The organism is Micromonospora sp. CB01531 (genome assembly GCF_001905095.1).
Classification (GTDB): domain Bacteria; phylum Actinomycetota; class Actinomycetes; order Mycobacteriales; family Micromonosporaceae; genus Micromonospora.
This window is the reverse complement of sequence record NZ_LWLS01000113.1, coordinates 1-14,088: the sequence shown is the minus strand read 5'-3', so window position 1 is coordinate 14,088 and position 14,088 is coordinate 1. Positions and strand designations below refer to the sequence as shown.

Here is a 14,088-nt window from a genome sequence, read left to right as displayed (position 1 = left end):
GGCCTAGCCTGGTAGGCTAACGGCCATGGGCCGGTTCTCCGAGGATGAGCTGCACGCGGTTGTCTCCCGGTACGAGGCGACGCGGGCGGCCGCGTTGACCGAGCGCGACGAGCAGCTGCGGGCGTTTCACGCGGCCGGCTGGCGGCCGGTGGATCTGCAGCGAGTCACCGGCTACAGCCGGGAGACGATCCGCCAGGCGCTACGACCGGAGATCCGGCGCGCGACCAACATCAGCCGACGCAAGACATCACCCCAGCCACCGGCGGACTACCGACCCTACGGCGACCGGAAGCCCTACGTGATCGCCGAAACCCTCGCCGCACTGCACGGCCCAACCGACGGCACAGTGACGCTCCCACGTCACCTCGACTGGTCCGGGCACGCCGAATACGACCTGAACCGGACCGCACGCCTGACCAGCATGTACAAGGTGGTGCTCACCGAAGCCAGCACGGTCGAGGACCTCAATGCCTGGCTCAACGCCGACCTCCTCCGGCGACTCTGGCCCACCCTCTGGCTGCCACCCCAACTCCGCCAGCGCTGGGAGGAAGCCTTCCCCGAACTCGCCGCCAACCGCAGCAACGCGGCATAGCGGTGGACCCCTTCCACGAACGCCTCGCCCGTACCGGGCTCGGCGCGGCCGATCGATACGGCTTCGCGCTGGCCGGCGGTTACGCGGTCCAGGCCGCCGGGCTTCTCGAGCGGCCCAGCGAGGACGTCGACCTGTTCACCGCCTGGGACCGCCGGCAGGAGTTCACCGCCGCGGTCGCCGCCGTCGTGCATGCCTACCGGGACGACGGCCTGACCGTCGAGACCGAGCGGCAGTACGACACGTTCGCCCGGCTGTCTGTCACCGATGGTGTGCGGGTTTCGAAGGTCGAACTCGGCGTGGACTGGCGTGCCAACGAACCGATCCTCATGGCGATCGGACCGGTCCTCCACCCCGACGACGCGGTCGCGAACAAGATGAGCGCCCTCTACGGGCGAGCGTTCGCTCGTGACTTCATCGACATCGACGCCACGCTCCGATCCGGCCGCTACACCCGCGACGCCCTCATCACCCTCGCCCAGCGCGCTGACCGTGGTTTCGACCGGCGCATCTTCGCCGACGCCCTCGGACAAGCCGCCGTGCTCGACCCTGACGACTTCGCCCAGTACGGCGTCACCGGCCAAGCACTGAACGATCTCCGTAGCCGATTCGCCGAATGGCGCCGTGAACTGCTCAACGAGAACGAACCCGTTCGACCCGACGGCTCCGTCAGGTAGCGCTCCAGCTGATCTTCGGCAAGCGATCGCAGCAAGGCCGCGAAGCGACCGGCACGCATAGGTGGAAAACAAAAGGCCGCAGGTCATCGAGCTGCGGACACCGGCGGAGCGTCGGGTTAGGAAACCGATGCTCTATCCCCTGAGCTACGAGGGCGCGAGCGCCTAGTCTAGCGACCTGGGGGTTCACCTGGGGTGGCAGGGAGTGGCCCACGTTCGCCCACGTTCCCCGGACCGCCGTTCTCCCAGCCCAGGACCACACGCCGAGCACACGAGCCCCGGTCTGCGACCAGCGGTTGGTTGTGGAGACCCACGTTGGCACCGGTTCACCCGGGTTGGCATCCGCTGGAGAGCACACACCGCGCACATCATCGAAGATCATGATGTGTGCTCGCTCAGCCCGGGACCCGTCGGCCGGCGCCGACGGCAGTGACCGACGCGGTGTCAGCCCTCGGCCTCACCCCCGCCGAAGGCGAGGCCCGCCGAGTACGTCGGCGCACGCTTGGTTCATGGGGTTGGTGCGTCCGGCCTGTGAAAACGACGCCCCACCCTGATGCCTACGGCGACGGCCCCCACCAAGTGTCCGCTCATGCCGATGTGAGTGCGCCCGAAGCGATGCTGACACACCTACAAACACCAAACGACGCGCTGACGAGTTCCTGGAGGTGCTCAACAGAGTCGACCGAGCCCTGAAGGCCTCATACCTCCGCTGTTCCTCCATGCCTGCCGTCCAGACCGAGCCGGCCCTCTTTCGAATCCATCCGGTAGGTAGACCCTATCTGCGACCCATTGCCGTCTTCAGCTGATGAACCGAACGATCGTCGTGGACCGACGCCGTATTCGGGACAGTCGTTCACCGCAATGCCGACGATGCCTTGGCACCGCAGCAGGAGTCGGAGCTCGTGCGGGCGATGCTGGCTGATCAGGTGGGGATCGATCCGGACCGGGTGGGGCCGGTTCTGGATCTCGCTGCGTTGCGTGTGGTCAACAACGCGTGGCGCAACAGCCCGGTGGAGGACTGGCACGCCGGCGACGGGCCGCTCAGCGATGGGGACATGCTCTGCATCAATTCGCACACCTGCTGGCGGGTACGGCAAATCATCCGGCGTTGGCGCCGCGAGGTGGGCCTCGCAACCGATGCCGACACTGGGCAGCTCGACGACGTCAGCGTGGACGATTGGGACTGGCTGGCCGCACGGATCTGGCGCTGGCTGGTCAACCCACAGCGCCTGCCCCCGGGTGGCTTGCCGCTCGTCGAGGTCGCCGGCGATGACCTCGCGGACTTCAGCGACCAGGTCGCCGGCGATGACCTCGCGGACTTCAGCGACCATGTCGCCGGCGAGTTGGGCGGGTGGGCAGCCGCGGCCGAGGAACGGGGTGGCCGACACGCCGCCTGGCGCGCCGCGGCACACGGTGGGCTGGCGTGCCACCATTGGTGGGGCACCCCGACCTGGCCCAGCCTGGTCGACGACTTCGTCACCGCCCTTGACGAGCCATCGCATCGGCACTGGGGTCCTGACGGCCAACGGCGCCGACGACTGCAGCCAGAACCCGCGCAGGTGGCGGACCGCGGCGCTTTGCGCAAAACGCTTCTGCGCGAGCCGTGGGCCCTTCAGCCGGTGGCAGCCCAGTGGGTTGTCGCGGCGGGCATCGGCTACCTGCAGCCGGATATCCCTCCGTTGCCCACCAGCGCCGACACCAGCACGTCTGCGAGCGGCGTCTCCTAAGGACTAGGTGAACGGCGAGTTCCAGGGCGATGCGACCAGCCGCCGTCCTCCCTGGCCTGGTGCGCGGGAAAGGACTGTCCATCGTGTCCTCGGGCTAGCGGGTGGGGTTGGCCGGTGAGGGCGGCCAGCGCGGTGGCAACAGCGTGCAGGCCGGCCTTGATGTAGGTGGTGGTGGCGGGTCCGCGGAGGTCGGTATGGCCGGCGTAGGCGCGTGCTACTCCATAGCCGAAGTGCCGTTCGACCCAGGTGAGGGTGGTGTGGCGGAGCCAGTGGGTGGAGATCCCCTGCGCGGCGACCCACGGAAGCTGACGCCCGATGCGTCTCCACAGCAGGTCGTAGCGGCGGTAGCTGGCGGGCTGGCCGTTGCGGTAGCGCAGCAGCTTGTCGGTAGGTGCGACGGCACCTCGGGCGTGGGCGTGTTCGAGCAGCCGGGTGGCGAGCATCGGGGTGATGGGTTGCCACCGTTGCGTGCCGCCCTTCTCGGTGAGTCGGATCAGGGCGTGGTCGGTGTCGAGGTCGACCAGGCGCAGGGCGAGGGCGCCGCCGCGGCGGCGGGCGGTTTCGGTGTGCAGGCGCAGTAGCAGGGCGTCGAGGACGATGTCGTTGCCGCCGCTGCGGGCAGCGCGGTTGATCTCCTCCAGTTCCTGTGGGGTGAGGGCGCGGCGGGTGTTGGGCAGCCGGCGGGGCTTGGGCACGCGGTGGGCGGGGCTGTCCGCTGCCGTGAGGTAGCCGTCGGCGATAGCGCGGTTGTAGAAGGCGCGGGCGGCGGCGATGAAATGCTCGCCGGCGTGCCGGCCGTGACGGGAGTTGCGGCGGGAACGGGCGCCGGCGGTGGTCTGGCGCATGAGGGCTTCGATGTCGCTTGCGGTGACCGTGTTCAGGCGGCGGTCGCCGAGCGCCACGGCCATCCGGTTCCAGTATGGGCGGTAGCTGCGCCGGGTGCCGGGGCTCGCCGCCGCCACGACACGGGGCAGGTATTCGGCGACTGTCGGCACCGCGCGGCTGGTGGTGTCGGTGAGGTCGGCGACGGTGAGGCCGAGATGGTCCAGCAGAGCCCGGACGATGGTCATGCGGTCGGGGTCAGCGGTCATCGAGGGCTCCGAGGATGTCGGCGTGCCGGTCGGCCAGGAGCGCGGTGATGGTGTTTGAGGGGTGCACGACGATCAGGTCTCCGCCGCGGAAGGCGGCCAGGAGCACTGGTTGACCGGGGGTGATGCCGCACAGGTGGCGGGCGGCGGCCGGTAGGGGAAGCTCCTTGCGGGCGCCCACGAGGTGCTCGCCATCGAGCGCGGGGGTGATGAGCACCGCGGCGCGCACGACGTCGACGCGCAGGGCGAGGCCGGGTGCCCAGCCCAGGGCGCGCAGCAGCGGACGGGCGGTCACCCGACCTGCGGAATCGGGGCGGGCGACGTCGAACAGCACCCCGCTGGAGGGCTGGTCAGCGGGCGGCGGCAGGGCCGGCATGGGCGCCGGCTGCGGCGGCGCGACCGGCAGTGGGGTGGGCACGAGCGCCTCGACGAGCTGCTCGTCGTCCCAACGAGGAGGAAGCGGTCGGCGGCTCACGGCCACCCCCGCCAGTGCGAACCCGCCAGTGTCAGCGCAAGCGGGACCGTCCCCCGAGGTTCGTCATGAGCACGGATGCCACCGCTGGTGAGCCGCTGCCCCGCCGTTACCGGTCGATCTTGCGCGAATCTCCACGAAGACTGGTGTCCGAGGGGGGATTCGTACACGAATTTGCGGCACCCATGCTCAGCATGGGTGCTCATGCCGTAATCCTATAGCAGCCAGCGGACACTGTGGACATTAGCCGGTGGTCGGAGTGGGTATTGCCAACCAGGACTTCAAATTGAAGATGCCGCCGGGCCGGCTGCTGGGTGATCCACTGGATCCAGTGGGGGTCTGGGCGACTGGCCCTGCCCTGGGGCCAAGCGGTGGGCTTCGCTCCCTGGCCGCTCCGCCACCAGCTTCTGCCACCGGTGGGCCTAACTAAGCGGATGGCGACTACAGGGATTACCCTTCGCGGGGCTGGGTCACGCCAAGAATGTTGCCTTCGCTGTCCTTGAACGAGGCGCCGTGCAGTCGGAAACTCTACGACGCCGTTGACCGTCTTGAGATCAGGGAGGTCGTACTCTTCGAACGTCACGCCGCGCCCCCGGAGGTCCACCATCTCGGCGTCGAGGTCGGCCACTAACCAGGCCGCCAACGTGTTAGGCGCCTGCCCGGCATTGGAGGTGGGATAGATGAAGAACTGCGTTCCACCGGACTCGAAATGGACGGCGTCCTCGGCCTCCCGTCAGGCGGCCTTTCCGCCCGGGCCCGGCCGGGCGCTCGCTTCGCGATGGACGCTGAGCGCTACCCGGCGGGGCCGAGCACCGAAACCTCGGTGAGCTCGGCGTCCTCGGCAGCGCCCAAGCCACGTACCCGGTAGCTGGTCAGTACCTTCAGCCAATCCCCGGGCAGGTGCCCGCGGCCGGGATCACCGACGAGGACACGCGCGCCGCGGTCGGCGGCGCGGTGTAGGAACCCCAGCATCCGCGCGGCCAGCTCGGGGTCGTAGAAGGTGTCGCTGGCGAGGATCACGTCGGCGAGGCCGCCGTCGCCGTCGAGCAGGTCGCCCTCGTTCACCGCCACGCTGACCGCGTTGGCGGTGGCGTTCATCGCGACGGCCGCCAGCGCGTACGGGTCGATGTCGTTGGCGGTCACCTCGGCGGCGCCCGCCTTGGCCGCGGCGATGGCGACCAGGCCGGAGCCGGACGCCACGTCGATCACCCGTCGGCCGGCCACCACCTGCGGATGGTCCAGGACGTACCGGGCGAGGGCCTCGCCGCCGGCCCCGGCGTTCGCCCAGAACGGCGTAAGGCCCGGTCCGACCCGCGTCTCCAACCTGGCCCGCAACACGATCGCGTCATCGGCCAGGTGCAGGCGGATCTCCGGTACGAACGGAAGACGCGCGAGGCGCAGTCCGTCGAACTCGTCGGCGCAGAACGCGACGAAGGGCGTGAGCAGGGCGCCGGTCGGCGTGGGCAAGACATGCTCCGTTCATGGACGATCGCCGGTCAGGGCGACCGGTTTCAGGCGCCCGCCGGGCAGGGAGTACGTCCGACCCGGTGCAGGTGGCGTAGCGCTTGGGCGTACGACTCGAACAGGCCGGTCTGACAGTACGTAAGGCCGTGCCGGCGGCAGAACGACTCGACGATCGTCTGCGCGCGGCGCAGGTTCGACCGGGGCATGCTGGGGAACAGATGATGCTCGATCTGGTAGTTCAGGCCGCCAAGCAGGAAGTCGGTCAGCCAGTGGCCGCGCACGTTCCGCGACGTGAGCACCTGGCGGCGCAGGAAGTCGGTCCGGTCCCCGGCGGCGAGGATCACCATGCCCTTGTGGTTCGGCGCGAAACTGCACCCGAGGTAAAGCCCGAACAGTCCCTGCTGGACGAGGATGAACACGACCGCACGGACCGGCGAAAGTACCAGGAAGACCGCGCCGAGGTAACCGACAACGTGGCTGGCGAGCAGCACCGCCTCCCACGCGCGGGGGCGTCCGGCGCGGCGCCGCAGGGCGCGCACGCTGTTCACGTGCAGGCTGAGGCCCTCCAGCAGAAGCAGCGGGAAGAAGAAGAATGCCTGCTAGCGGTACGCGAATGCGGCCATGCGGCCGCGGTTGCCGGCTTGGCGCGAGGTGAACGCGAGCGCACCGATCTCGAGGTCCGGGTCGGCGCCGTCGGTGTTCGGGTGGGCGTGGTGCCGGTTGTGCTTGTCCACCCACCAGCCGTAGCTCAGCCCGATGGCCAGGTTGCCGTGCAGCAGCCCGAGCACGTAGTTCGCCCGCCGGGACGCGAAGATCTGCTGGTGCCCGGCGTCGTGGCCGAGGAACCCGAGTTGAGTGAAGACGAACGCGAGGAAGCTGGCGACGATCAGTACCCACCACGAGTCCCCGATGAGCGCGAAGGCCGTCCAGCCGGCCGCGAACAGTAGACCGGTGATGGCGATCTTCCAGATGTAGTACCCGGTGCGGCGCTCCAGCAGTCCGGCGCCACGGATCTGGTGCAGGAGATGGGCGTATGGGCTTCCGCTGCCGGTTTGCGGCGGCGCTATGGACATGAGCGCCTCCCGGCGGGTGCTGCGCCGACGCCGGCGCGTGCCAACCATCGAGGGGCGGTAGGCAGGCGCCGGCAGTGGTTCAGATGGCGCGGATGTTCGCGGCCTGCGGGCCCTTGGCTCCCTGCGTGATGTCGAACTCGACCCGCTGGTTCTCATCGAGGCTGCGGAAGCCGTTCGAGGCGATCGCCGAGAAATGGGCGAACAAGTCCGCCCCACCGCCGTCCGGGGTGATGAACCCGAAGCCCTTGTCAGCGTTGAACCACTTCACAGTGCCGACAGCCATGTCTTCTCCTTGGAAGGCTGGATTCGGGACCCACACCGTGCGGACCCCGACGTCGCGGTATTGATCGCCCACATCCGGAGATGACCGGAAACACCAAGCGCCGAGAGGGTCAGCTACCCACCACGCGCTGGCAAAATATCGGAAAACAACTGCAACGGGACCCACCGTACCACGCTCGGATAGGGCACAAGCCGGACAACATGAGTTGCTTCCCCTCCCCCGGCACCCACGCCCTGGTCGCCGGGCAGACCGCCAACGTGGTGCGCACCAACGCGGCCAACAGCCGCGACGCGCACCGTCCTGCCGCTGATCCTGGCCGTCGTCTTCCTGGCGCCTATCCCGCCGCTGTGAGCCTGATCGCCCCACCGCTGCTCGCGCCGCCGGCGTCGTGCACCCTTCGGCGCGGCCGCACCGAGCCGTTTCACCCTGAGCAGCGGCCGGTCTCGGGGCGGTGCAGGACGAGGAGGGCCTGCACGACCGCGGTCGCGCGGCGGGGGCGGCAACGCGGTGTCGTTCGTGGGTACTCGGCGGTTCAGTCCTATTTACGATTGGACCGAAGGGGGCGATTTGTAAGATTAAGATCGTGTCTAGGGGCAGCCGGGCGGCCGAGTGTCGAGGCGAGCCGCCAATTGCCGGTGGCCGACCGTTCACCAGATCGGGCGACCCGTGACGAACGACCGGGCGGTAGGGCTGACCCGCCCGGCCGGGGGACCGCAACGAGCAACCCTGTTGGAACTGTTCCTCGATCTGGTCTTCGTTGCCGCGCTCGCCCTGACCTCGCAGAAGCTGGCTGCCGATCTGACCTGGCCCGGCGCTTTTCAAACCCTGGTCCTGCTGATGGCGCTCTGGTGGGTCTGGTCGGTCACCGCGCTCACGACCGACCTCTACCTGCCGCACCGGCCACCGATCTACCTCATGACCATCTCGGTCATGTTCGGCACCTTACTGATGGCCGCCGCGCTGCCCACGGCCTTCACCCGCGACGCCGTGGTCTTCGCGGCCGCCTACGTGGCGATCCACCTAGGCCGCAATCTCTTCCTGGCGCCCGCCTTGCAGGGGCCGCAGGCACGTCGACACGCCGTGCGATTCCTCTTCTGGTTCTCCGTCTCGGCCGTGCCATGGCTCGCCGGAGCCACCGTGGCGGGCACCGCGCGTGGCGCGCTGTGGACGGCGGCTCTCGCCCTGGATTACGGGTCGGCCTGGCTCCGCTACCCCACACCCCGGCTCGGTCGGATACCCGGGTCGCAGTACAGGCTAGCGGCCGAACACCTGGCCGAACGCTACCAGCAGTTCTTCACTCTCGCCCTCGGCGACCTCATCCTGATCCCCACCCTGACATACGCCGGCGGCGGATTCGCGCTCGACCGGACCGTCGCGTTCGTGCTCACGTTCGTCACCACCGTGCTGCTGTGGCAGATCTACCGCCAACGCGCCGGGGCCCTGCTACAGGCCGCCATCGAGTCCTCCCGTGACCCGGGCCGGCTCGTACGGTCAGCGCCCTACACCCACCTGATCATGGTGGCCGGCATCGTCGTCGCCGCAGCCGGAGCCGAAACCATCATCAGCCATCCCAGCGGCGACACCACCCTCGGGCTCGTCGGCGTCGTTCTCGGCGGGCCCGCGTTGTTCCTGGCCGGCCGAGCCCGATTCGAGTACGAGGTATTCAGCCGGGTCTCCCCATCCCGGCTGGTCGCACTGCTCGTGCTGGCCGTCGCCGCGCCGGTGATGGTATACGTCCCACCGCTGGGAGTCGCCATCGTCGCGAACCTGGTCCTGGCCGGGGTAGCCACCGCGGACATCGTTCGCGCCCATGGACGCCCGCCCGAAGCACCCTCCCCCGCCTTCTAGCACCAGGTGCCCGCGAGTAAAGGTGTGTAACCGGATCCTCAACGAGCGACGAGCCTGACGAGTCAACCAACCTGACTCCATCGAACCCAGGGAACATCACTGCCCCCGAGCTACCGGTAACCTCACCACCGAGGTAGTGGTCACCGCAGTTGGCGTCCGGCAGGTGTCAACACCCCGCCACGCACCATCCCACGAGCTACCAGCGGGAACGCGAAGGAAACCAGGGGTCGGCCAACCGCCTCTTTGAGCAAAAGCGCATGAAAAGGGTTTTCGCCCCCTACCGGGGCTGTCGACGAGTACGCGGACGTCGAGCAGAGGAGCCTGATCATGCAGCTGACCGCGACCGACAACCACGCCGTACACGACGTCGGATCGGCGTTGTGGTTCGGCGGCTGACTCGGTCACCTCGGTGTTCGGGTCCTGGCGAATCCGGCCATCTCGCGCAGCTGCGCGTCGTCGGGCGGGCGCTGACCACGGACCGTTCGGAGTGAGCCCCGGCCCCTGTTGCGGCGTCACCGATCTGACCGGCCCGGACAGGTGTAGGCTGGGGCCATCCCGGAATCGACGACATCCCACTCCTGAGGTGCCCGCCACGCCGGCTCGCCCGAGGGGATGCCATGTTCGTACCCGAAGCACCCGATCCGCAGCGGCCCGACCGACCTCCCGCCGCCGGAGCATGGGGAACCACTCCCCCCTCCCACCGAGCCGGGTGCCGTTGATCCGCGCCAGCGCGACCCGGATCGGCGTCCGCGCCACGGCGCGCCGCTCGCGATCGTCGCCATGGTGATCCGCACCGCCCGCATCACCCAACTGCAGCGCCGCCACTGAGCGGGGCAACCGACGACCCGGCCAGACGGGTCGGCGAACCGGCACCCACCCGGCGGATGGCGCGACCCCGCGCAACACCCCACCGCTAACCCGCGGTCACGGCGATAAGGATCCAACATGACGCCACCGACCAACGCCCTCGCTCCCCCATCGCCGCCATCGACGCCGCGCCTGCGGATCGAACCGACCCGGTCCGCGCGCACGCTGCTCGACGGCGGCTGGTGGCCCCGCTCGACAAATCCGCTCGCGGAGCTGCCCGGCCTCGTCCTCGCCATCGACCTGCTGCACGGGCCGATCGTCCGGCTGCTTCTCAACACCGAGACCTGGGACGGCAACCCACGCCGCCTGACCATCGGCGGCAGGGTGCTGCGCTTGGGCTACTTCACCAGTCAGCCCGCCAGCCTGCTGACCGCCATCTGCCTCAACGAAGATCGGGTCGACCTGCTGGTCGTCCCGCCGGATACCCCGGTCGACCTGGCCGAGGCGGCGATGGCGCGCGCCGCCACCGCCGGCAACATTGTCCATACTCCGCAGCTGCTCACCGTCGCCGCGCACGATGTCCGAGGCGACGGCCGACAGCAGGGGCTGGCACACCTGGGAGGGGGTGGCGGCCGTCTCCGCACCGCCCCCGGCGAATTTGCCGCGGTCGCTTCCCGCATAGCCGACGCTGGACCCGCCGGACACTCTGCGCCAACCGAACCGGCGCCCGCACCGACAGCACCTCCGCCGACGCAGCGAAGGACCGACAATCTTCCCACCATCGCCACCGAGGAGCAGACCATGACAATCGCCCGGCACACGATCGTCTCCGCGCTGCGTCGGCGCGGCCAGCACACCAGGGCCGACTGGGTCGAGCGGGAGCTGCCGGAGCAGGTCGACACCACCCAGCACGCCGGGCTGCTCGCGACCCTGCGTCTCGACCCCGCCGAACTCGACGAGTCGACAGCTCGGTGAGAGCGGCCCTGCTGGGACCGCTGGCCTGGCGGCCCGCCGCCGCGCCACTACGGCCCGCAGGAACAGGTGACCGGCCTCCGGGCCGAGGGACTCGTCGCGCGGAACGATCGCCGCCCAGCCCGACCGGCTCCCACCGGCACGACCCGGCCTGTCACGACCTCAGCACACAGGCAGGCAACACACGGATGTCCTTGTTCGCCGCAGCGTTTACCCGGGTCCACGCCCGGCGCACCAACCCGCACCGTTCGTCGCCATAGCTGCCCTCGTTGCGACATCCAGCGCACCCCTGGAGCAGCGACCCGCCGCGTCGACCGGTTCCTGACGAGCCGACGTCATCCCGGTAGCCGGAACTGGACTGCCTTCATGCCTAACCGAGCAGCAGGACCTACGGAGACAACCCCCATGCGCTACCTCAGCGACGTCAACCTGCGCGCCGTACTCAACGTCAACGTCCTCATCCGCAGGTCCGGTGGCACTCTGGAGATCAGCAACGAAGACCTGTACGACGCGATGCTGCCAGACCACAGCCACGGCGAACGCGTGCTCATCGAGGAAACAGAGACCGGCCTCCGACTGTCCATCGTTGCTCGCCCGTAGGCCGGGCCGCGAAACGTCAAAGCCGCCAGGTCCCCGGACCGCGCGTCGCTGAATCCTCGGCGAGCATCGGTCTCCAGTTCGCCGCCATACTGACCGCAGAACCTGCGGATTTCCCACGACCGGTGAGCCCGCCTGGCGACTCTCCGTGAGAGTACACGGACAACGCCGTGCGCGCGAACGAGAATACAAAAATCACCTGGCCACGGAATCCAAGTCCAGCGTCAATTCGACGTCGGCGCGGCCTCGACATCAGACGGTCATCTTTGCAGCCACTCCCTTGCATTTCCCCAAACGATCACAGCACGGGCGGTGAACAGATCAGCAGCGCGGGCGTGCAACTCCTGCACCACCTCGCGGCGGACTTGGACCGCCTGCGGGTCGCCGCCGAACCCGTCAGCACCGCCGCGGCGGCGCTGACGCTGACTGGCTTGCAGGACCTGCTCGACGTTGCCGATGCCGCTGACGGCGTAAGTAACGAAGGGGTACACGATCTTCCCGGTCAGGTCTACGCCTTCGATGAAGGTGAACATGATCCTCGGGGCGCGGACATTCCGCACAGGACTGCCCAAGAGCACAGTCGTGTAGCGAGCGACATCAGGGAGCTCGCCCGCGATGCTTGGGAACGCATCATCCTGTTGTTCTTGGATCCACGGTGGGCTGGTAGGCGTCGGGGTAGGGATCAGCAGCTTCAATGCGGTAGACGTCGCAGTCAATCCGCTCGCGGATCATGCCTGCAAGGACTTCGGTGTTGCCGACGTCGAGATTGCGTCGACCGCCGTAGTAGTAGTTTTCGCCCACGCGTTAGAAGTAGACCAGCAGAGCTTCGGAACCGGGAGTCCGTGTCATGTTCGCTCCTCCTTCATGAGTGGCGGGACTTGCTGCAAGGTTGTTCCGGGCGCGCAGCCGGCGAGCGCGGCTGAGAGGGCTGCCGCGCCGACGACGCCGACCTGCAGAAATGTTCTGCGGTTGAGATCACCCGTCATATGGCCTGCCTGCGGTGCGCGATCTCGGCGGGCAAGACGAGTGCGAGCGCGGCGACCAGGGCGACGCCGACCATCGCTGCGCCGCCTGGGTAGGCATGGGCAATCCTGCTTTCGAGGCTGGTCGCTGTGGCGGCCACGGAGGTGAGGATCGCCACGCCGAGAGTGGAGCCGAGCTGGTGGGCGGTGTTGACCAGGCCGGAGGCGGCTCCTGCGTCCTCGGCTCGGGCTCCGACGATTCCGGCGGCGGTAAGCGGACCGAACGCGATGCCCTGGCCGAGGCCGATGAGTACGAGCGGTCCGACCGCACCTGCCAGGAACGAGGTATTGGCAGTGATCTGAGCGATCCAGATCATTCCGGCCAGCACGAGCGCGAGCCCCGTTGCGACCAGCGGGGCGCTGCCGAACTGACGGGTGAGCCGAGAGACGAGCAGGGAGGACGCGAATTGAATGAGTGTCATCGGCAGGAACCCGAGTCCGGCTTGCAGCGGCGTCCAGTGGTAGACGCCTTGGAAGAACTGGGTAGTGAAGAAGAAGAACGCGATCATGGTGCCTGCGAACAGCAACCGCGCGATCGCTGCGCCCGATCGTTCCCGGCTGGCGAACTGCCGCAGCGGCATGATGGGCTGCTCGGCGCGCCATTCGTTCAGCACGAAGATGGCGAGCACGACCACACCGATGACGAGGGTGATGATCGTTGGCGGGTCGGTCCAGCCGTGGTCTGCGGCGTTGATGATGCCGTACACGAGCGCACCCGTGCCGAGGGTCGAGGTGATTGCGCCGGGCAGGTCGAAGCGGCCTCGCTGGGTGCCGAAGGCCGGCAGGTATCGGGCAGCACCAGCGATCATGCGGATTGCGATGGGCACGTTGATGAAGAAGCCGGCCCGCCACGACACCCACGAGGCCAGTGCACCGCCGACGAGGAGGCCGAGGCTGGCACCGAGCCCCGCGGTGGTGCCGTAGGCGGCGACGGCCCGGGTGCGTTCCGGGCCTGCCGGGAACAGCGCCGTGATGAGGGACAGGGAGGAGGGCGCGACGATCGTGGCTCCGATGCCCTGGAGGGCACGGGCGGCGATGATCCACGTCTCGTTCTGCGCGGTGCCGATCAGGAACGAGGCGAGCCCGAACACGGCGAGCCCAGCGATGAACACGCGGCGCCGGCCGAGGAGGTCACCGGCGCGAGCGCCAAGGAGCAGCAGCCCGCCGAAGACGAGGGTGTAGGCGTTCTGCACCCACGCCAGCCCGGTGGCGGTTAGGCCCATCGTGGCTTCGATCTGCGGCAGCCCGGTGAAGATGATCGAGTTGTCCAGCACGATCATGAAGTAGCTGACCAGCACGAGCCCGAGCAGCATGCTCGTATGCCGTCGGGTCGGTTCGTATGCCGACGCGCTGGTCGCAGAAGATGAAGCCATGCACCCATCTGACAGTGCTTCCCGCGCGGGTGGGAGTGACCGTTTTTGGGTGTACTGGCAGTTCCCCCTAAGTGCTGCTCGGCGTTAATTCGTCGGGGG

At 68.6% G+C, this 14,088-nt stretch carries 13 protein-coding genes and 1 pseudogene; 6 read left to right on the top strand and 8 right to left on the bottom strand.

Annotated features, from left to right (window positions below):
* Positions 1-25: 25 nt before the first annotated feature.
* The 3 genes from A6A27_RS34370 (at position 26) to A6A27_RS34360 (ending at position 2,990) form a co-directional block, all read left to right on the top strand.
* On the top strand, positions 26-592 hold the full coding sequence (locus A6A27_RS34370) for a hypothetical protein (RefSeq protein ID WP_073838830.1): 567 nt from the start codon (positions 26-28) through the stop codon (positions 590-592).
* Between the two features lie 2 nt (positions 593-594).
* The gene (locus A6A27_RS34365) at positions 595-1,266 is read left to right on the top strand and encodes a nucleotidyl transferase AbiEii/AbiGii toxin family protein (RefSeq protein WP_073838829.1); all 672 of its coding nucleotides are present in this window, start codon (positions 595-597) and stop codon (positions 1,264-1,266) included.
* A gap of 899 nt (positions 1,267-2,165) precedes the next feature.
* Positions 2,166-2,990, top strand: a complete 825-nt coding sequence (locus A6A27_RS34360; protein ID WP_143194316.1) for a hypothetical protein — start codon at positions 2,166-2,168, stop codon at positions 2,988-2,990.
* Here the strand turns inward: A6A27_RS34360 and A6A27_RS34355 are convergent.
* The 5 genes and pseudogenes from A6A27_RS34355 to A6A27_RS34335 all read right to left on the bottom strand — a co-directional run bounded on the left by A6A27_RS34355 (position 2,987) and on the right by A6A27_RS34335 (position 7,370).
* Positions 2,987-4,081: a tyrosine-type recombinase/integrase gene (locus tag A6A27_RS34355; protein ID WP_073838827.1), complete on the bottom strand. Its 1,095-nt coding sequence runs from the start codon at positions 4,079-4,081 to the stop codon at positions 2,987-2,989. The genes A6A27_RS34360 and A6A27_RS34355 overlap by 4 nt on opposite strands.
* Positions 4,071-4,553 (bottom strand): hypothetical protein, encoded by a 483-nt coding sequence (locus A6A27_RS34350; RefSeq protein ID WP_143194315.1) that lies wholly within the window; start codon positions 4,551-4,553, stop codon positions 4,071-4,073. Before A6A27_RS34350 ends, A6A27_RS34355 begins: the two co-directional genes overlap by 11 nt.
* 789 nt (positions 4,554-5,342) lie before the next feature.
* Positions 5,343-6,017 (bottom strand): class I SAM-dependent methyltransferase, encoded by a 675-nt coding sequence (locus A6A27_RS34345; protein ID WP_073838826.1) that lies wholly within the window; start codon positions 6,015-6,017, stop codon positions 5,343-5,345.
* A gap of 44 nt (positions 6,018-6,061) precedes the next feature.
* A pseudogene (locus A6A27_RS34340) lies at positions 6,062-7,087 on the bottom strand (fatty acid desaturase family protein).
* Between the two features lie 79 nt (positions 7,088-7,166).
* Positions 7,167-7,370 (bottom strand): cold-shock protein, encoded by a 204-nt coding sequence (locus tag A6A27_RS34335; RefSeq protein ID WP_073838824.1) that lies wholly within the window; start codon positions 7,368-7,370, stop codon positions 7,167-7,169.
* Positions 7,371-8,036: 666 nt separating this feature from the next.
* Here A6A27_RS34335 and A6A27_RS34330 point away from each other — a divergent pair.
* From A6A27_RS34330 to A6A27_RS34315, 3 genes are all read left to right on the top strand, one after another.
* Complete coding sequence (locus A6A27_RS34330; protein WP_073838823.1) at positions 8,037-9,218, top strand: low temperature requirement protein A; 1,182 nt, start codon at positions 8,037-8,039, stop codon at positions 9,216-9,218.
* Positions 9,219-10,163: 945 nt separating this feature from the next.
* Positions 10,164-11,000, top strand: a complete 837-nt coding sequence (locus A6A27_RS34320) for a DUF5994 family protein (protein ID WP_073838821.1) — start codon at positions 10,164-10,166, stop codon at positions 10,998-11,000.
* 402 nt (positions 11,001-11,402) lie between these two features.
* Entirely contained in the window at positions 11,403-11,597 is a 195-nt protein-coding gene (locus A6A27_RS34315) for a hypothetical protein (protein WP_073838820.1), read from the top strand.
* 257 nt (positions 11,598-11,854) lie between these two features.
* Here the strand turns inward: A6A27_RS34315 and A6A27_RS34310 are convergent, their stop codons facing one another.
* The 3 genes from A6A27_RS34310 to A6A27_RS34305 form a co-directional block, all read right to left on the bottom strand.
* A complete protein-coding gene (locus A6A27_RS34310; RefSeq protein ID WP_241825600.1) occupies positions 11,855-12,172 on the bottom strand; it encodes a flavodoxin in 318 nt (105 codons plus the stop codon).
* Between the two features lie 52 nt (positions 12,173-12,224).
* Positions 12,225-12,395: a hypothetical protein gene (locus A6A27_RS45345; protein ID WP_198940572.1), complete on the bottom strand. Its 171-nt coding sequence runs from the start codon at positions 12,393-12,395 to the stop codon at positions 12,225-12,227.
* Between the two features lie 181 nt (positions 12,396-12,576).
* Positions 12,577-13,929 (bottom strand): MFS transporter, encoded by a 1,353-nt coding sequence (locus A6A27_RS34305; RefSeq protein ID WP_143194314.1) that lies wholly within the window; start codon positions 13,927-13,929, stop codon positions 12,577-12,579.
* Between the last annotated feature and the right edge of the window lie 159 nt (positions 13,930-14,088).